This window comes from Parvibaculum sp., from assembly GCF_046297875.1.
Lineage (GTDB): Bacteria > Pseudomonadota > Alphaproteobacteria > Parvibaculales > Parvibaculaceae > Parvibaculum.
Window position 1 is genome coordinate 1,905,540 of the sequence record NZ_JBKBHD010000001.1, and the last position, 18,029, is coordinate 1,923,568.

Below are 18,029 nucleotides of genomic sequence, written 5' to 3' on the forward strand. Positions count from 1 at the left end.
AAGCCGGGAACGACTTTCGTTGAACGCGCACTCGGGCGGCTTGCGGCGCCGCCCGGCAAAAGGGGTGCAGAACCGCCGCCACGACGACGATGTGCGGCAACCCAGACCCCGGCAACCCAATTCGCTCCCAGGAGGCAGTCATGAGCATCAAACTTACGGTTCCCCAAACTCAGGAACTCAAGCCCCGTATCACCGTCTTCGGCGTTGGCGGCGCCGGCGGCAATGCCGTCAACAACATGATCGAGGCGGGCCTCGAGGGTGTCGATTTCGTGGTCGCGAATACGGACGCGCAGGCACTGGCACTGTCCTCTGCGGAACGGCGCATCCAGCTCGGCGCGTCGATCACAGAGGGTCTCGGCGCCGGTTCGCGGCCGGAAGTCGGCTGCGCGGCGGCCGAAGAGGCGCTTCATGAGATCGTGGAGCACCTGCAGGGCGCCCATATGGTCTTCATCACGGCCGGCATGGGCGGCGGCACGGGCACGGGCGCGGCGCCCGTAATTGCCCGGGCAGCACGCGAGCATGGCATCCTGACGGTCGGCGTGGTGACGAAGCCCTTCCAGTTCGAGGGCTCTCGCCGGATGCGGCTTGCCGAAGAGGGCATCCGCGACCTGCAGCAGTATGTCGATACGCTCATCATCATCCCGAACCAGAACCTCTTCCGGGTCGCCAACGAGAACACGACCTTCGCCGATGCCTTCGGTATGGCGGATCAGGTGCTGCACTCGGGCGTGGCGGGCATCACCGACCTCATGATGAAGCCCGGCCTCATCAATCTCGACTTCGCGGATGTGCGCACCGTGATGAACGAGATGGGCAAGGCCATGATGGGAACGGGTGAGGCGAATGGCGAAAACCGCGCCATCGAGGCCGCCGAAGCCGCAATCTCGAACCCGCTGCTCGACGAAGTGTCGATGAAGGGCGCCAAGGGTGTGCTCATCAACATCACGGGCGGCATGGACCTCACTCTTTATGAGGTGGACGAGGCGGCAAACCGGATCCGGTCGGAAGTTGACCCGGATGCGAACATCATCGTCGGTTCGACCTTCGACAGCTCGCTCGACGGGCGGATGCGCGTGTCGGTCGTCGCTACGGGCATCGAGGCGACCGAGGCGCAGATGGCGAAGACCGAGGCCACCGCGGCGCAGGCTCGCGCTGTTGCGGCAGAGCGTGCGCCCGTGCGGGCCCCGGTTCAGGCCCAGGCGGTCCGGCATGTCAGCCCGGTTCAGGCGCAGGTTGGGCAGATTGAGGAACGGATGACGCCCGCCGCGGCGGCGCAGCCCGAACTCGACATCGAGGAAGAAGCGCCGAAGCTGCCGGTCTCCGGTCAGTTCGATCCGAAGGAGTTCGAGGCCGAAGTCATCATCCGCAAGCCGGAGCCCCGTCAGCCGGTCATGCGTCAGCCGGAAACCCCGGTGATTGCGGTGGCAGACGTCAAGGCGGAGCCCAGGACATCGACGCCGTTCATTCCGGGCGATCTCGACCGGGTGCAGACGGGCAAGAGCGACCTGCCGTCCTTCCTTGGTCAGAAGAACCAGCCGGTTCAGGCTTCGCGGGTGCCCAAGAAGGGGCCGAGCTTCTTCGAGCGCCTGACGGGTGGCCGCCGCAAGGAGGCCGAAGAGGAAGTGCATGCTGCGCCGCAGCATCCCCGGCGTGAGCCGACTGTGGCCCAGCGCCCCGCCGCCCGCCCGGCGGCCGAGCAGGTCCGCCAGCAGGAGAGCCTCTCGTCTTCCACCGAAAGCCGCCTTGTGCAGCCTTCGCATGAGGAAGAGCAGCTCGAGATCCCGACCTTCCTGCGCCGCCAGGCAAACTGAGGCGCCGGAAAAGCCCTGAAATGCGATAAACCCGCCCGTCTGGAACCGATTTCCAGCGGGCGGGTTTTCCTTTTCCAGATCAACGGGTTAGGCGGCCGTTAAAATGGTAACAAACCGTAAGAAACTGTTATTTGAGGCCGATTCCCCGCACTGCTAGAACCTTTTCAAGCGGACCAGAGGGGGCAGGTTTGCTTGGGGGTGTCAAAGGTGTTCAGAGTGCCGAAATCAGAATTCGAAACCATCATGCTGGAAAATGTCCGGCGCGACCGTCGCGTGCGGGCAATTGCGTTTCCGCAGAAGACGCTGGCGCGGCCCGTCGTGATCGACGGTGTGGGGCTGCATAGCGGCGTGGAAATCCACATGGTGCTGCATCCGGCGGAAGCAGACCGGGGCATCGTGTTCCGGCGGACGGATCTTGTGTCGCAGGGTCGCGAGGTTTCAGACATCCCCGCACTTTATGATCATGTCGCCGACACCACGCTGTCGACCGCCATCGGCAATGCGGCCGGCACGACGATCAGCACCATCGAACATCTGATGGCAGCGTTTTCCGCGCTCGGCGTCGACAATGCGCTGGTTGAGATCGATGCGGCGGAAGTGCCCGTGCTCGACGGCAGCAGCGAAATCTTTATCGAAAAGATCGAAGCGGCGGGGCTCGAAAAGCTCGACGCGCCGCGCAAGGCGATCCGCATTCTCAAGCCGGTCGTCGTCGAAGACGGTCTGAAGCGCGCCGCGCTCCTGCCGGGCGAGGGCTTCAAGCTCTTCTTCGAGATCGATTTCGACAATGAAGTCATCGGTCACCAGGAGATCGAGGCGGACCTTCGCGACCCGTTCTTTGCCGAGGACATCCTTCGCGCCCGGACCTTCTGCCTGCGCAAGGATATCGAGGCGATGTGGGCGGTGGGGCTTGCCAAGGGCGGCTCGCTCGAAAACGCGGTGGTGGTCGATACCCATGCCATCCTCAACGAGGAAGGGCTGCGCTACGAGGACGAATTCGTGCGCCACAAGCTGCTCGATGCCGTGGGCGACCTTGCCCTGTTGGGCATGCCGCTGATCGGCCGCTACGAAGGCTCCAGGGCCGGGCACGCCATGAACAACCGCGTGTTGCGGGCGCTGATGGCGGACCGTTCGGCATGGGAAATCGTCGAATATTCCGAGGACAACCGGTCCAGCGCGCCGCTCCGGGCGGAACTCAGGGCCATTCCGGCCGATTGAGGATTTTACTTGTTTCCAGGATCAAGGGCGCGCCTTCGGGGGCGCCCTTTCCATTTGCGGGGCTGCATCTGCCGCTATGGCCACCTGCAGCTTATTGGGCTAGAAATGGGCTCGGATCGGCTTTGTGCCGGGCGAGTCGGCTGCCTCCCGCGCCGCGCCCGGTCCGTGCGGCCGGAATTGAGAAAAATGGACGTTGCTCGCATGCGTGAGGCCCGGTTGCCCTTCGGTCGTTTTCGTTTCAGCTCCTTCCGCGCTCTTGCCGCCGGGGCCGTTCTTGCGGCGGTGGCGGGGCTTGCCGGCTGCTCGTCCAGTGATGAGCTGCCCTATGAGGAGCGGCCTGTCGAGCAGATCTACAACACCGCGATGGACCATATGGAAGCCGGGCGCTACCTGCCGGCGACCAAGGAGTTCGACGAAGTCGAAAGGCAGCACCCCTATTCGGAATGGGCGCGCCGTTCGATGCTGATGAACGCCTATGCAAATTACAAAGTGAACAAATACAACGAGGCAATTCTCAGCGCGCAGCGTTTCATCTCGCTGCATCCGAGCAATCGGGACGTGCCATATGCCTATTATCTGATCGGTCTTTCCTATTACGAGCAGATATCGGATGTGGGCCGCGATCAGAGGATGACCGAAAATGCGCTGGCCGCGTTCACGGAACTCGTGCGCCGTTTTCCGCAGAGCGAATATGCGCGCGATGCACGGCTGAAGATCGACCTGACCCATGACCATCTCGCGGGCAAGGAAATGGAGATCGGACGCTATTACCTGAACCGCCGCGACTATGTGGCGGCGATCAACCGCTTCCGTATCGTCATCGAGAAATATCAGACGACGACGCATACACCGGAAGCGCTGCAGCGCCTGACGGAAGCCTATCTCTCGCTCGGCGTGACGGCCGAGGCGCAGACCGCCGCCGCTATCCTCGGCTACAACTTCCCCGGAAGCGACTGGTATGAGGACGGCTATGCGCTGCTTGCGAACCAGGGGCTTGAACCGGTCGAGAACAAGGACTCCTGGATCAGCCGGGCGTGGAAAACCGTTTTCTGATCTTCGGACTTACCTATAGAAGGCGTGTTTCATGCTCGCCGCGCTGTCGATCCGCGACATCGTTCTGATTGAGAAGCTCGAACTCTCGCTCGATGGCGGGCTGTGTACGCTCACGGGCGAAACGGGTGCCGGGAAATCCATCCTGCTTGATGCGCTGGGGCTTGCGATCGGCGCGCGGGCCGATGCGGGCCTTGTGCGCCAGGGAGCGGAGCAGGGCAGCATCAGCGCCGTGTTCGATCTTCCTGCCACTCATCCCGCGCGCGCGGTTCTCAGCAAAAACGGCTTCGAGGCCGATGGCGACATCATCCTGCGACGGGTGCAGACGAAAGATGGGCGCTCGCGCGCCTTCATCAACGATCAGCCGGTGAGCGTCGGTCTGCTGCGGCAAGTGGGCGACATGCTGGTTGAGGTGCATGGCCAGCATGACGAGCGCGGCCTTCTCGACGCATCGGGCCACCGCGCCATGCTGGACGCCTTTGGCGGCTTCGAAAAACAGGTCGCAGATCTGCGCGCGCTCTGGCATGCCGCTTCGGCGGCGCGCGAGGCGCAGGCGGCGCATGAGGCGCTGCTTGCCCGCGCAAAAGCCGAGCAGGACTATCTGACCCATGTCGTCGGTGAACTGGACGAATTGCAACCGCAGCCCGGCGAAGAAACGACGCTTGCCGAAGAGCGCACGCTGATGATGCATTCTGAAAAGATTGCGGGCGATCTCACGGAGGCGGAGGAAGCCCTGTCGGGCGATGGCGGGCTCGATGCGCGGCTCACCGTTGCGCTGCGCCGGCTTGCGCGCGCCGCGGAGCAGGCGGGCGGGCGGCTCGATGCGGCGATTGCCGCGCTCGACCGGACGCTGACGGAAGCAGCCGAAGCGCGCGACCAGATTGCGCAGGCGATGCGCGCGCTGGAGTTCGACCCGGCGCGGCTTGAGCAGGCGGAAACGCGGCTCTTCGCACTTCGCGCCGCGGCGCGCAAACACAATGTGCAGGTGGACGATCTCGCGGCGCTGGCGGACAAGTTGCGCGGCGAGTTGCAGGAAATCGAGGGGGGCGAGGCGCGGCTTGCCGTGCTGAAGAAGGCGGCGGCGGAAGCGGAAGCGCGCTATGGCGCCGCAGCGCGGACGCTTTCCGAGGAGCGGGCCCGAGCGGCGGCGAAGCTCGACAAGGAAGTGATGAAAGAGCTGAAGCCGCTGAAACTCGACAAGGCGAGCTTCAGGACGAATATCGAGGTGCTGCCGGAAGCTCATGGCGGGCCGGAGGGGATCGACCGCGTGTCCTTCCTCGTTTCGACCAATCCGGGCGCGCCTTTCGGTCCGATCATCAAGATCGCATCGGGCGGCGAGCTGTCGCGTTTCGTGCTGGCGCTGAAAGTGGCGCTCGCCTCGCGCGGCAGCGCGCCCACGCTCATTTTCGACGAAGTGGATTCGGGTGTCGGCGGCGCGGTGGCGGAGGCGGTGGGGCTGCGGCTTGCCGAACTTGCGCGCGCCGTGCAGGTGATCGTGGTCACGCATTCGCCGCAGGTAGCGGCGCGAGCGCAGCATCATTTCCGCATCTCCAAGGGCGGTGAGGCGAAGGCGCAGAAGATTGCCACCAGCGTCGAGACGCTGGATGCTCCGGCGCGGCGTGAGGAAATTGCGCGGATGCTGGCGGGTGCGATGGTGACGGATGAGGCGCGCGCCGCCGCCGACCGGCTTATCGGCGGGCACCCGTGAGCAGGTCATCGAAAAAGCAGGCGCCCGAAAAAGACGAGGCGCTGTCCCGCAAGGACGTTTCCCATCTGACGATGGAAGAAGCGGCGGAAGAACTTGAGCGGCTCGCGCATGAGATAGGCGAACACGACAAGCTCTATTATCAAAAAGATTCGCCGCGTGTATCCGACGCCGAGTATGACGCGCTACGCCAGCGCAACGATGCCGTCGAGGCGCGCTACCCCGAGCTTGTGCGCGAGGATAGCCCGAGTGCGCGTGTGGGCGCAGAGCCGGCAGACGGGTTCGGCAAGGTCGTACATTCGGTGCCGATGCTTTCGCTCGGCAATGCCTTCGACGACAACGACGTCACGGATTTCTGGAACCGGATTCGCAAATTCCTGAATCTGAAAGAGCACGACGAGCTTGCCGTGACGGCGGAACCGAAGATCGATGGGTTGTCGGCGGCGCTGCGCTACGAGAAAGGCAGGCTGGTGCAGGGCGCGACGCGGGGCGACGGCCGCGAAGGCGAAAATGTCACGGAGAATCTGCGGACCATCGCCGACATTCCTGCCACGCTGAAGGGGAAGAACATTCCCGGCGTCGTGGAAGTGCGCGGCGAAGTCTATATGTCGCATGAGGATTTTGCGAAACTGAACAAGCGGCAGCGCGAGGCGGGCAAGCCCGTCTTCGCCAATCCGCGCAATGCAGCGGCGGGTTCGCTTCGCCAGCTCGATGCGAAGGTAACGGAATCGCGGCCCTTGCGTTTCTTTGCCTATGCCTGGGGTGAGATGCCGGAAATGCCGGCCGACACGCAGGCGGGCATGATCGAGGCCTTCGAGAAATGGGGCTTTACGGTCAATCCTCTATTCACGCGCTGCAAAAGCATCGAGGAACTGATCGCCTTCTATCACGATGTCGAAGAGCGGCGCGCTACGCTCGGCTATGATATTGATGGTGTGGTCTACAAAGTGGACCGGCTCGACTGGCAGAGCCGTCTCGGCTTCGTGTCGCGCTCGCCCCGCTGGGCGATTGCGCACAAGTTTCCTGCAGAACAGGCGATGACGGTGCTTGAAAGCATCGACATTCAGGTGGGACGGACGGGCGCGATGACGCCGGTTGCGCGGCTCACGCCGGTAACGGTTGGCGGTGTCGTTGTTTCCAATGCGACGCTCCACAATGCCGACGAGATCGAGCGGCTGGGCGTGCGGCCGGGCGATACGGTGGTGGTGCAGCGCGCGGGCGATGTGATCCCGCAGATCGTGCGCGTGGTGGAAGACAGGCCGCGCGGCAAGGCGAAGTACAAGTTCCCCGATACATGCCCCGAATGCGGCAGCCATGCCGTGCGCGAGATGAACCCGAAGACGGGCAAGCTCGATGCGGTGATGCGCTGCACGGGCGGACTCGTCTGCCCGGCACAAGCCGTCGAGCGGCTCCGGCATTTCGTGTCGCGCAATGCCTTTGACATCGAGGGGCTCGGCGAGAAGCAGATCGCCGCTTTCTACCAGGACGGGCTGATCGCCCGACCCGACGAGATTTTCACGCTGGAAGAGCGCGACAAGCATTCGCTGAAGAAGCTGAAGGATCGCGAGGGCTGGGGCGCGACGTCCGTCAAAAAGCTTTTCGAGGCGATAGACCAGCGGCGCGAGGTGGAACTCGACCGCTTTATCTTCGCGCTCGGCATCCGCCATGTCGGAGAGACGAACGCGCGGCTGCTGGCGCGGAGCTACGGCACGCTGGAAAATTTCGAAGCGCAGATGCGCGCCGCCGCCGACCCCGAAAGCGAGGCGCGGGAAGAGCTTCTTTCGATCGACGGGGTGGGGGATGTGCTGGCGGAATCGATCGTCGATTTCTTCGCCGAAAAGCACAACCGCGAGGTGGTTGAAGGGCTGCGGAAGGCAGGTGTTAAGGCGCTGCCGCTGGAGGCGCAGCAGACCGACAGCCCCGTGGCCGGCAAGACCGTCGTCTTCACCGGTTCGCTCGAACGGATGACGCGCCCTGAGGCCAAGGCCCGGGCGGAGCAGATGGGAGCGAAGGTGGCGGGCTCCGTTTCGTCCAAGACCGACCTCATCGTGGCGGGGCCCGGGGCGGGCTCGAAGCTCGCCAAGGCCCGCGAACTCGGCATCGAGATCATCGACGAGGATCAGTGGATCGAAATGGCGGGTGGCTGAGGCCGGTTTCGGCCCAAATGGTTAGACGATCTTAACCCTCTCGCGGCGAAACTGAGATTTCTTTATCGGACGGATTATCCGGCACCGGGCGGAGACTTATGGAAGCCATTCTGTTCCTTCAGGACGCGCTTGTGCTCGACCAGCTGATCTATGCGGCTGGCGCGGCGCTGACGCGCGGGCGGGAGGGGGCTTCGCTCGCGGGTATCGAAGTCGCAAGCTATTCCGGTCCCGAGGTCCATGCGATTGCGCCGGAATGGCGGGCGCTCGAAAAGCGGCAGCCCGATGCCGGCACGGTCTTCCAGTCTTGCGATCTCATTCTTGCCTGGGAGCGGCATTTCGCCAATGCGCGGAACGAGCTTCGCATCATCACGGTGCGCCGCCGGGGCGAGCTCGTGCTTGTCTGGCCGCTTGCCGTTGAGACGACGTCTTTCGGGCGGATGGCCTGCTGGGCGGGCGATCCGATCGGGCAATATGGCGATGTGATCGCGGCCGATGGCCCGGCGCGAGAGGAATGGATCGAAGCGGCCTTCGCGGAAATCGGCCGGCAGGAAGATATCGGATTTCTCTGCCTGCGCGGGCTTCGCGCGGACAGCGCGATTGCGGCATGGGCGGCGCGGCGCGGTATCGCGCTCGGGCCTGCCGCCGTAACGCCGGTGCTCGACACGACGGCCTATAGCTGCCTTGACGGGTTCATGGCGGAGGACTGGCCGATCGCCAAGCGCAACGCCAAGCGGATGCGCAAATTCGACTCGCTGGGCGGCATGAATTTCGAGATCGTGGGGCCGGGGCAGGAAGCGGTCGCGCTTGTCGCCAAGGCCTTTGCCTTCAAGCGCGAATGGCTTGCGGCGCGCGGGCTTTATGGCCGCGCCTTCAACGACAACCGCATGGAAGAGTGCCTTGTCGAATTTGCAGGCGATGCCTCGGCATCGTCCGGGCTTGCGGTGTCGCATCTCACTGTCGATGGCGACACGGCGGCCATCGAGATCGGTTTCCGGCGCGGCGGCAGGCATTATGCCTATATGGGTACTTTCGCGCCCGAGTTTGCGAAACACAGCCCCGGCTTCGTGGTGACGGAACTTACCATCCGCGACTGTGTGGAACAGGGCATTGCGGAATACGATCCGATGCCGCCGGCCGACGACTACAAGCTCGCCTGGAGCAATGCGCGCGTCGCCGTGCATGATTACGGCATCGTGCTCGGCTGGGGCGGCTATCTCTCTCTTGCCGTCGCGGCATGGGCGCGGCCTGCCGCGAAGCGGCTCTTCGTACGGCTGCCGCTGAAGCTCAGGCAGAAGCTGCGGAAGTAGGCCTTAGATCGCCCGCGTCGCCTCTTCGAGCCATCCGCGGGTTTCCGCGTCGAGGCCGGGGGAGAGCGCCGCGTGGACGCGGGCGTGATAGGCGTTGAGCCAGGCCACTTCCTCTTCCGAGAGCAGGTTTTTTTCCACCAGCGCGAGATCGATGGGCGCGAGCGTCAGCGTTTCGAAGCCGAGCATCATGCGCTCGCCGCCTTCGACGGGCGCGGGCGGCGTTACCACCACGAGATTTTCGATGCGGATGCCATAGGCGCCGGTCTTGTAGTAGCCGGGCTCGTTCGAGACGATCATGCCGGGCTTCAGCGGCTGGTGGCCCATCCTTGAAATGCGCTGCGGCCCTTCATGGACCGAAAGATAGGAGCCGACGCCGTGACCGGTGCCGTGGTCATAGTCGAGACCTGCCTTCCAGAGCGCCATGCGGGCGAAGGCATCGAGCTGCGCGCCCGAGGTTCCTTCCGGGAAGCGGGCGGTGGCGATTCCGATATGGCCTTTCAGCACACGGGTGAAGCGGTCGCGCTCTTCCGCGCCCGGCTTGCCGATGGCGATGGTTCGGGTGACGTCCGTCGTGCCGTCGAGATATTGCGCGCCGGAATCGACGAGGAAGAGTTCGCCGGGATTGAGCTTGCGGTTCGTCGCCTCGGTCACGCGGTAATGCACGATGGCACCGTTCTCGCCCGCGCCTGAAATCGTGTCGAAGCTCACATCCTTCAGCTTGCCGGTGTCGGTACGAAAGGCTTCGAGGCGTTTGGCGGCGTCGATTTCGGTCACTGTGCCCTTGGGCGCTTCCGCCGCAATCCATGCCAGGAATTTCGTCAGCGCCTGCCCGTCGCGAAGATGGGCTGCGCGTGTGCCTGCGACTTCGGCCTCGTTCTTGATCGCCTTGGGCAGTTCGCAAGGGTCCGCGCCGCGCTTCACTTCGGCACCGGCGGCGGAAAGCCGCGCCTCGATCCATGAGGCGCAGGTGGCGGGATCGACCAGCACGGTCTTGCCTGCAGCGCCGAGTGCATCGAGCGCCGCGCCCAGCGCGTCCTTCGGATGCACGGTCACGATATTGCCGAGGTGCGCGCGGGCCTCATCGCCGAGTTTCCGCTCGTCGATAAAGAGTTCGGCATGGCCGTCTTCATGCAGCAGCGCGAAGGAGAGCGGCAGCGGCGTGTGCGGTACATCGGCACCGCGGATATTGAAAAGCCATGCGATCGAATCCGGCATGGTGAGGACGGCAGTGTCGGCATCGCCCGACATGAGGTTGCTGGCGAGGCGGCGGATCTTGTCGGACGCCGGTTCGCCAGCAAATTCGATCGGGTGCGGCTCGACGCGGGCGCGCGGCGGCTCGGGCTGATCTTCCCAGACGGCATCGAGCGGGTTCGTGTCGACGGGCACGAGCGAGCCGCCCGCCTTTTCGGCGGCGGCGCGGAGCCGGGCCACGCTGTCTATCGTGTGGAGCCAGGGGTCATAGGCGAGCTTTGCGCCCCTTGGCAGGTTTTCCTCGATCCAGCGCGACGGCGGTTCCTCGATCAGGTGCTTCGCCTCGAAGGTGTCGAGATCGACCTGATGGCGGACCTGCAGCGTATAGCGGCCATCGACGAAGATGGCGGCACGGTCGCGGAGCGCCACGGCCATGCCGGCCGAGCCGTTGAAGCCCGTCAGCCAGCGCAGGCGCTCGGCATGGGGCGGGACATATTCGCCCTGATGCTCGTCGGCGCGGGGGATGAGGAAGCCGTCAAGGTTCCGGCGCGCCAGCTCCTCCCGGAGTTTCGCTGCGCGGGCCTTGCCGAGGGCCGGATTGGCTGTGTCGTCATAGGTCTGGAACATGGAATGAATGTAAGTGGCGGCCGGGGCCGGGGCAATGGGGCTGGCGGCGAGCTAGCGCGCCATGCGGAGCGTCACCCAGTCGCCTTTCGGCTTGCGGGAGACGAGGCGGAAGCCCTGCAGACGCATGGCGCCGGCGACCATCGCCTCCTGCGTCCGCAGTGTGCCGGACAGGATCAGCGTTCCGCCGGGCCGCAGATGGGCGCGGAAGGCGGGGGCAAGGGAGACGAGGGGCCTTGCGAGGATATTCGCCACGATGAGGTCGTATGGCGCTCGGGCGGCAAGGGCGGTGTGGCCGAAGCCCCTGGCCGTGACGGCGGTGACGAAGGGGCCGACGCCATTCGCCCGTGCATTCGTGCGGGTCACCTTCACGGCTACGGGGTCGATATCGGAGGCGAGGACATTCACGCGGGCGAGCTTCGCGATGGCGATGGCCAGCACGCCCGTGCCTGTGCCGATATCGAGGGCGTTCACGCGGCGGCCGGGTGCCACGAGTTCGGAAACATATTCGAGGCAGCCAGATGTCGTCTCGTGATGGCCGGTGCCGAAGGCCTGCCCTGCATCGACGAGAAGGGGGATCGCGCCTGCGGGCACCTTCGCCGCATCGTGGCTGCCATGGACGAAGAAGCGACCGGCGCGGACGGGCTCCAGCCCTTCCAGCGACCGGGTCACCCAGTCCTGATCCGGCAGGGGCTCGACGGCCAGCGCTTGCGCCTTGATGCCGGATTTCGCTTCGGCGCTTTCGATCAGCTTACGGAGCGTTTCGGGATCGGGTTCCTCGGCATAAAGCGCCTCGATGCGCCAGAGCCCATGCGCCTCTACCTCGTTCCATTCGGATGCCGTTTTGACGAGCGGCGAGGAGCCAGGCTCGGCCTCGCTCATGGTGACGGCCAGCGCTTCCGGCCAGATCGCCGCTTCCAGCGCGTCGGAGAAGGCGTCGACGGCTTCATAGGGCAAGATGAAGGAGAATTTCCAGAGGGAGGTCATGGGTGTGTTGTTCCACCTACACCCCTCATGTCATGCCCGGACTTGATCCGGGCATCCAGGGGCCACTTGCTCTGTGTTCTGTCGCTCTGGATTGCCGGGTCAAGCCCGGCAATGACGGACTTGATTGAGAGAAATGATGCCACCCTCAAACCCGCTCCAGAAAACTGTCGATCACCTTCTTGCGGCCGGCCTTTTCGAAGTCGACGGTGAGTTTGTTGCCGTCGATCTCGGTGACATGGCCATAGCCGAATTTCTGGTGGAAGACGCGCTCGCCCTTGCCATAGCTTGCGGCAGAGGGATCGCTGGTCGCGACGAGTTCGGCATGGGCTTCATAGGCGGGGGGCTTCACGCGGATTTCGGCATTGGCTTGCGCGCGGCGCCAGCCGGGGCTCGAATAATCGCTGCCGCGCGCGAAATCCTGCGCGAAGCGGCTCTGGCTGTAATTCTGGTAGCTCGCGCCCGCCATGGCGCTTTCCGTCACCTCGACATAGGTTTTCGGCAGTTCGTCCACGAAGCGGGATGGGATCGAACTTTGCCAGAGCGCATGTATGCGGCGGTTTGCGGCGAAGGAAATCAAGGCGCGCTTTTTCGCGCGCGTGATGCCGACATAGGCGAGACGGCGTTCTTCCTCGAGCCCCGCTATGCCGTTTTCATCGAGCGACCGCTGATGCGGGAAGAGCCCTTCTTCCCAGCCGGGCAGGAATACCGTGTCGAACTCAAGGCCCTTGGCGCTGTGGAGCGTCATCAGGTTGATCTTGTCGGCGGTTTCGTTCTGCTCGATCTCCATGACGAGGGAGATATGTTCGAGATAACCGGCCAGCGTCTCGAAATGCTCCATTGAGCGGATGAGTTCCTTCAGGTTTTCGATCTTGCCGGGGGCATCCGCCGATTTGTCGTTCTGCCAAATCTCCGTATAGCCGGACTCATCGAGCACGATTTCGGCAAGCTCGGTATGCGGCATGCCGGGGACGAGGGCGCGCCATCGTTCCATCATCTCGATGAAACCGGCAAGCGCGCGGCGCGCGGCGGGCTTCAGCTCCTCCGTCGTCACGATCATCTTCGAGGCGCGATAAAGCGAGGTGTTTTCCGCGCGGGCGAGCCGGTGCACCGTCTGCAGCGCCACATCGCCTAGCCCACGGCGTGGCTTGTTCACGATGCGCTCGAAGGCGAGGTCGTCGTCGGCTTGAGCGACCAGGCGGAGATAGGCGTTGGCATCGCGGATTTCTGCGCGTTCATAAAAGCGAGGGCCGCCGACCACGCGATAGGGGATTCCAAGATTGATGAAGCGGTCTTCGAATTCGCGCATCTGGAAGGAGGCGCGCACAAGGATCGCCATGTTGCGCAGCAGATGACCCTGCCGCTGCAGCTGTTCCACTTCCTCGGCGACGGCGCGCGCTTCCTCCTCGCCGTCCCAATAGGAGGCAATCTTGATCTTCTCGCCTTCATTGTCGTTCGCTTCGGTCCAGAGTGTCTTGCCGAGGCGCTGTTCATTCGCGGCGATGAGGCCGGAGGCGGCGCCAAGGATATTCGCCGTCGAGCGGTAGTTCCGTTCGAGGCGGATGACCATGGCACCGGGAAAATCCTTTTCGAAGCGGAGAATGTTGTCCACTTCCGCGCCGCGCCAGCCATAGATCGACTGGTCGTCGTCGCCGACGCAGCAGATGTTCCGGTGCTTCTGCGCGAGGAGGCGAAGCCAGAGATATTGCGCGACATTGGTGTCCTGATATTCGTCCACCAGCATGTATTTGAAACGGTCCTGCCATTCGGCCAGCACTTCCGGGTGTTCCTGGAAGATGCGCAGCACTTCGAGCAGCAGGTCGCCGAAATCGGCAGCGTTCAGCACCTTGAGGCGGGCCTGATAGGCGGCGTAAAGCTCGCCGCCCTTGCCGTTTGCGAATGCCTGTGCTTCGCCTGCGAGCACTTTCTCCGGCGTAAGTCCGCGGTTCTTCCAGCCGTCAATGTGTGCCGCGAGCTGGCGGGCGGGCCAGCGTTTCTCGTCTATGCCTTCAGCCTGGATGATCTGCTTCATCAGGCGCTGCTGGTCGTCGGCGTCGAGAATGGTGAAGTCGGAGCGCAGCCCCGCGAGCTCGGCATGGCGGCGGAGCATCTTCGCGCCGAGTGCATGGAAGGTGCCGAGCCATTGCATGCCCTCGACTGCGCCGCCGATCAGCGCGCCGATGCGTTCATGCATTTCGCGCGCGGCCTTGTTGGTGAAGGTCACGGCGAGGATCTGGCCGGGCCAGGCGCGGCGCGTGGCGAGAAGATGGGCAAGCCTCGTGGTCAGCACGCGAGTCTTGCCGGTGCCCGCGCCTGCGAGCACCAGGACGGGGCCGTCGAGCGACACCACCGCCTCGCGCTGCTCTGCATTCAGCCCTTCGAGATAGGGCGCGCGCATGGAGGCGATGGCCTGCTCACTCGTCGTGCGGGCGGTCGTTTCCTCGGGAATGTTCCCGAGATCGAAGGGGTCACCGGATGGGGTCATGATTCCGGTATTGTAGCAGGGTGAGGCGCATTTTGCGTAACCATCCTTCCCACCAGGTGTCATTGCCGGGCTTGACCCGGGGGTCCAGAAGGCGCGTTAGCGCCGCCGGCTTCGCACAAGCAATTTTCCGCATTTTCCGAAGTGGTTTCTGAAGGGAGACGCCGCCTGCCGGCGTCTTCTGGACCCCCGGGTCAAGCCCGGGGGTGACATCCATTTTTTACTTTTCCCTACTTCCGCTTGATCCCGATAACCCGGCCTGCCTGCACGGGGCGGGGCATCCCCTCATGGGCCTTCATCATTGCGGCGATGCGGGCCTGCTGTTCGGCCGGGAAGGGGGAGGCGCGGCGGGATTTCATGTCCACATGGATGCACATCTGCTCGCTGGTGGCGGCGAGATAGCCCTTTTCGGCGTGGTACATATGGCCGAAGACATGGATGCGCTTCTCGTCCGCATCGAGAAGCTGATAGGTGACGCGCAGCGGATCGCCTTCCTTCACCTCGTCGAGATAGCAGACATGGACTTCCGCCGTGAAGCAGGAGCCTTCGCCCTTCTGCGTGTAGTCCCAGCCGATGCCGAGCGTGGAAAAGGCGACGTCGAGCGATTCGTCGAAGACCAGGTGATAATAGGCCATATTCATATGGCCGTTCAGATCGACCCACTGCTTCTCCACCTTGCGGAGCGGGCTTTCGAGCGGGGCGGCGAAGGCGAGGTCGGTCATGGGCGTCTCCCGGTGTTCTTGTTCGAGGGTTTTTCGAACCATAGCCGCGTTCAAATCCCGGTGTCACCCCGGCTTTTGCCGGATGGCACAGCGTTGGAAGCTGAGCGTTCGGCTTTGCCCGTGCTATCCTCTCCGCCGGAGGAAACACCCATGAGCGAAGCGGCAAGGAAAGAGGGCAGGGAGGCTGCGCTGGCGGCGCTTTCCGCGCTGCTCGGCGCGCGGCTCACCACGGCGGCGGCGATCCGCGAGGCGCATGGGCGCGACGAGAGCTGGCATGCGGTTGCGATGCCCGATGCGGTTGCCTTTGCGGAGACGACGGAGGAAGTCGCCGCGATCATGCGCATCTGCGCGGCGCATGGCCTGCCGGTCATTCCCTTCGGCGCGGGCACCTCGCTCGAGGGCCATGTCTCTGCGGTGCATGGCGGGCTCTCGCTCGATCTTTCCCGCATGGACCGCATCATCGAAGTGAATACGGCGGATCTCGATGTGCGTGTCGAGGCCGGCGTGACGCGGAAGGCGCTCAACGATTATCTGCGCGACACCGGGCTTTTCTTCCCGATCGACCCCGGCGCCAACGCGACGCTTGGCGGCATGGCGGCGACGCGGGCTTCCGGCACAAACGCCGTGCGCTACGGCACGATGCGCGAGAACGTGCTGGCGCTCACCGCCGTGATGGCGGACGGCTCCATCATCCGCACGGGCACGCGGGCGCGGAAATCGTCGGCCGGATACGACCTCACGCGGCTTCTCATCGGCTCGGAAGGCACGCTTGGCATCATCACGGAACTCACGCTCCGGCTTTACGGCATCCCGGAAGCGGTGCGCTCCGGCGTTGTGCCTTTCGCAAGCATCGAAGGGGCGGTCGATGCGGTGATCGAGACGATCCAGTCGGGGCTCCCCGTTGCGCGGATCGAAATTCTCGATCCCCTGTCGATCCGCGCCTGCAACGCCTATTCGAAACTGACGCTTGCCGAAGTGCCGACGCTCTTTGTCGAGTTTCACGGGACGGAGGCCTCCGTCGCCGAGCAGGCGGACCGCTTCGGCGCCATCGCGGCGGCGCATGGCGGTCAGCAAGCGGAATGGGCCTCGAAACCGGAGGACCGCACGCGGCTCTGGGAGGCGCGGCACAATGCCTATTATGCGGCGCTTGCCTTCCAGCCCGGCAAGAAGGGCATGGTGACGGATGTTTGCGTGCCGATCTCGCGGCTCGCGGAAGCGATTTCGGGCACGCTCGCCGATCTCGAAACCTCGTTCCTCAAGGCACCCATCGTCGGCCATGTCGGCGACGGCAATTTCCACATGTTGCTTCTGATGGACCCGTCCGATCCGAGCGATCTCGCCGAAGCGACGCGCATCCACGATCTCATGGTCGCCCGCGCGCTTTCGCTTGGCGGCACCTGCACCGGCGAGCACGGCATCGGCGAGGGCAAGATCAAGTTCCTCGAAGCGGAGCACGGGCCGGGCGTCGGCGTCATGCGCGCGATCAAGCATGCGCTCGATCCGAAGGGCATTTTGAATCCGGGGAAGATATTCGGGTAGCGGTATTTTCCCACCCCGTCATTGCCGGGCTTGACCCGGCAATCCAGCAAGCAGCCCCTGGATGCCCGGATCAAGTCCGGGCATGACGAATTAAAAGAAAGAGGCGTTACTCATCGCCCTAGTCGAGCGTCTGGCGGTATCGGTTGAGCGAAATCAGCGATACGACGAGCAGGAAGGCGAGGATCGCGGCGAGGTCGGGGGCGATTTCGGGGAAGCCGTTTCCCTTCAGCAATATGCCGCGCGTGATGCGCAGGAAATGAGTGAGCGGCAGCGCCTCGCCAAGCCATTGCGCCCATTCGGGCATGCCGCGGAAGGGGAACATGAAACCCGACAGAAGGATCGATGGCAGAAAGAAGAAGATCGTCATCTGCACGGCCTGAAGCTGGTTCCGCGCCAGCGTCGAGAAGGTGAAGCCGACGGCGAGGTTCGCCGCGACGAAGAAGAAAAGAACGAAGGCGAGAAGGCCGAGGCTGCCTGTGAACGGCACCTCGAACAGCCACCAAGCGGCGGTGAGCACGACGGCGGTCTGCACATAGCCGATGATGATATAGGGCAATATCTTTCCCATCATCACTTCAAGCGGGCGCACCGGCATGGTGAGAAGGTTTTCCATCGTGCCGCGCTCGGTCTCGCGCGTCATGGCGAGTGCGGTGAAGATGATCATGGTCATGGTGAGGATGACGCCGATCAGGCCCGGCACGATGTTCAATTCGGTGCGGCCTTCGGCGTTGTAGCGGCGATGGATGACCACATCGACCGGGCCCGGTGCGCCTTGCGCGGCGAGCGGGCCTGTGAGATCGCGGGCAAGGACGCCTGCTGCGAGGAACTGGATGCTTGCGGCCGCGTTGCCGGTTGCGGCGGGGTCGGTCGCATCGGCGTCGAGCAATATTTGAGGGCGGAGGCCGCGCTCGATATCGCGGCTGAAACCGGACGGGATGTGCAACACGAATTGCACCTTGCCCGAGCGGATCAGCTCTTCCGCTTGCGCCTCGCTATGCGCCTCCGCGACGAAGCGGAAATAGTCGGAATTTTCCATGCCTTTCACGAAGCTGCGGGTGAAGGCGGAATGGTCCTGCGCATGGATCGCAGCGGGGAGGTGCTTCGGGTCTGCATTGATCGCATAGCCAAACAGGATGAGCTGCATCACCGGCACGCCGAGCATCATGGCGAAGGTGAGCCGGTCGCGGCGCATCTGGATGAATTCCTTGCGGATCATGGCGCCGAGACGGCGGAGGGAGAAACGCGCGGCCAT

General features: G+C 64.0%; 12 protein-coding genes. 7 read left to right on the plus strand and 5 right to left on the minus strand.

Features of this window, described 5'->3' with window-relative positions; translation table 11 throughout:
• The first annotated feature begins 140 nt into the window (after positions 1 to 140).
• The 6 genes from ftsZ (at position 141) to ACK4FH_RS09345 (ending at position 9,235) form a co-directional block, all read left to right on the plus strand.
• Complete coding sequence (gene ftsZ, locus ACK4FH_RS09320) at positions 141 to 1,811, plus strand: cell division protein FtsZ (RefSeq protein WP_409812933.1); 1,671 nt, start codon at positions 141 to 143, stop codon at positions 1,809 to 1,811.
• A gap of 243 nt (positions 1,812 to 2,054) precedes the next feature.
• Positions 2,055 to 3,026, plus strand: coding sequence for a UDP-3-O-acyl-N-acetylglucosamine deacetylase (gene lpxC / locus ACK4FH_RS09325; protein WP_409815224.1), 972 nt, complete (start codon positions 2,055 to 2,057; stop codon positions 3,024 to 3,026).
• A 186-nt stretch (positions 3,027 to 3,212) separates the two neighbouring features.
• Positions 3,213 to 4,079, plus strand: a complete 867-nt coding sequence (locus ACK4FH_RS09330) for an outer membrane protein assembly factor BamD (protein ID WP_409812935.1) — start codon at positions 3,213 to 3,215, stop codon at positions 4,077 to 4,079.
• Positions 4,080 to 4,110: 31 nt separating this feature from the next.
• Positions 4,111 to 5,784: a DNA repair protein RecN gene (gene recN / locus ACK4FH_RS09335; protein ID WP_409812936.1), complete on the plus strand. Its 1,674-nt coding sequence runs from the start codon at positions 4,111 to 4,113 to the stop codon at positions 5,782 to 5,784.
• Positions 5,785 to 5,855: 71 nt separating this feature from the next.
• Positions 5,856 to 7,928 (plus strand): NAD-dependent DNA ligase LigA, encoded by a 2,073-nt coding sequence (gene ligA, locus ACK4FH_RS09340; RefSeq protein ID WP_409815227.1) that lies wholly within the window; start codon positions 5,856 to 5,858, stop codon positions 7,926 to 7,928.
• 98 nt (positions 7,929 to 8,026) lie between these two features.
• Complete coding sequence (locus tag ACK4FH_RS09345; RefSeq protein WP_409812938.1) at positions 8,027 to 9,235, plus strand: GNAT family N-acetyltransferase; 1,209 nt, start codon at positions 8,027 to 8,029, stop codon at positions 9,233 to 9,235.
• Positions 9,236 to 9,238: 3 nt separating this feature from the next.
• Here the strand turns inward: ACK4FH_RS09345 and ACK4FH_RS09350 are convergent, their stop codons facing one another.
• The 4 genes from ACK4FH_RS09350 to ACK4FH_RS09365 all read right to left on the minus strand — a co-directional run bounded on the left by ACK4FH_RS09350 (position 9,239) and on the right by ACK4FH_RS09365 (position 15,238).
• Entirely contained in the window at positions 9,239 to 11,053 is a 1,815-nt protein-coding gene (locus tag ACK4FH_RS09350) for an aminopeptidase P family protein (protein WP_409812940.1), read from the minus strand.
• Between the two features lie 51 nt (positions 11,054 to 11,104).
• On the minus strand, positions 11,105 to 12,037 hold the full coding sequence (locus ACK4FH_RS09355) for a 50S ribosomal protein L11 methyltransferase (protein WP_409812941.1): 933 nt from the start codon (positions 12,035 to 12,037) through the stop codon (positions 11,105 to 11,107).
• 145 nt (positions 12,038 to 12,182) lie between these two features.
• Positions 12,183 to 14,519, minus strand: a complete 2,337-nt coding sequence (locus ACK4FH_RS09360; RefSeq protein ID WP_409812943.1) for a UvrD-helicase domain-containing protein — start codon at positions 14,517 to 14,519, stop codon at positions 12,183 to 12,185.
• 227 nt (positions 14,520 to 14,746) lie between these two features.
• A complete protein-coding gene (locus ACK4FH_RS09365; protein ID WP_409812945.1) occupies positions 14,747 to 15,238 on the minus strand; it encodes a thioesterase family protein in 492 nt (163 codons plus the stop codon).
• A gap of 150 nt (positions 15,239 to 15,388) precedes the next feature.
• Here ACK4FH_RS09365 and ACK4FH_RS09370 point away from each other — a divergent pair, with 150 nt between their 5' ends.
• Positions 15,389 to 16,777, plus strand: a complete 1,389-nt coding sequence (locus ACK4FH_RS09370; protein ID WP_409812946.1) for an FAD-binding oxidoreductase — start codon at positions 15,389 to 15,391, stop codon at positions 16,775 to 16,777.
• Positions 16,778 to 16,895: 118 nt separating this feature from the next.
• On the opposite strand, the gene ACK4FH_RS09375 is transcribed toward ACK4FH_RS09370, so the two are convergent.
• On the minus strand, positions 16,896 to 18,029 hold the full coding sequence (locus ACK4FH_RS09375) for an ABC transporter permease (RefSeq protein ID WP_409812948.1): 1,134 nt from the start codon (positions 18,027 to 18,029) through the stop codon (positions 16,896 to 16,898).

Excerpts from the sequence above, each read along its gene's own strand:
- ACK4FH_RS09350 (WP_409812940.1), bottom strand. The coding sequence starts at position 11,053 with ATGTTCCAGACCTATGACGACACAGCCAATCCGGCCCTCGGCAAGGCC.
- ACK4FH_RS09375 (WP_409812948.1), bottom strand. The coding sequence starts at position 18,029 with ATGGCCGCGCGTTTCTCCCTCCGCCGTCTCGGCGCCATGATCCGCAAG.
- ACK4FH_RS09365 (WP_409812945.1), bottom strand. The coding sequence starts at position 15,238 with ATGACCGACCTCGCCTTCGCCGCCCCGCTCGAAAGCCCGCTCCGCAAG.
- ligA (WP_409815227.1), top strand. The coding sequence starts at position 5,856 with ATGGAAGAAGCGGCGGAAGAACTTGAGCGGCTCGCGCATGAGATAGGC.
- lpxC (WP_409815224.1), top strand. The coding sequence starts at position 2,055 with ATGCTGGAAAATGTCCGGCGCGACCGTCGCGTGCGGGCAATTGCGTTT.
- ACK4FH_RS09370 (WP_409812946.1), top strand. The coding sequence starts at position 15,389 with ATGAGCGAAGCGGCAAGGAAAGAGGGCAGGGAGGCTGCGCTGGCGGCG.
- ftsZ (WP_409812933.1), top strand. The coding sequence starts at position 141 with ATGAGCATCAAACTTACGGTTCCCCAAACTCAGGAACTCAAGCCCCGT.
- ACK4FH_RS09330 (WP_409812935.1), top strand. The coding sequence starts at position 3,213 with ATGGACGTTGCTCGCATGCGTGAGGCCCGGTTGCCCTTCGGTCGTTTT.
- ACK4FH_RS09355 (WP_409812941.1), bottom strand. The coding sequence starts at position 12,037 with ATGACCTCCCTCTGGAAATTCTCCTTCATCTTGCCCTATGAAGCCGTC.
- ACK4FH_RS09360 (WP_409812943.1), bottom strand. The coding sequence starts at position 14,519 with ATGACCCCATCCGGTGACCCCTTCGATCTCGGGAACATTCCCGAGGAA.
- ACK4FH_RS09345 (WP_409812938.1), top strand. The coding sequence starts at position 8,027 with ATGGAAGCCATTCTGTTCCTTCAGGACGCGCTTGTGCTCGACCAGCTG.
- recN (WP_409812936.1), top strand. The coding sequence starts at position 4,111 with ATGCTCGCCGCGCTGTCGATCCGCGACATCGTTCTGATTGAGAAGCTC.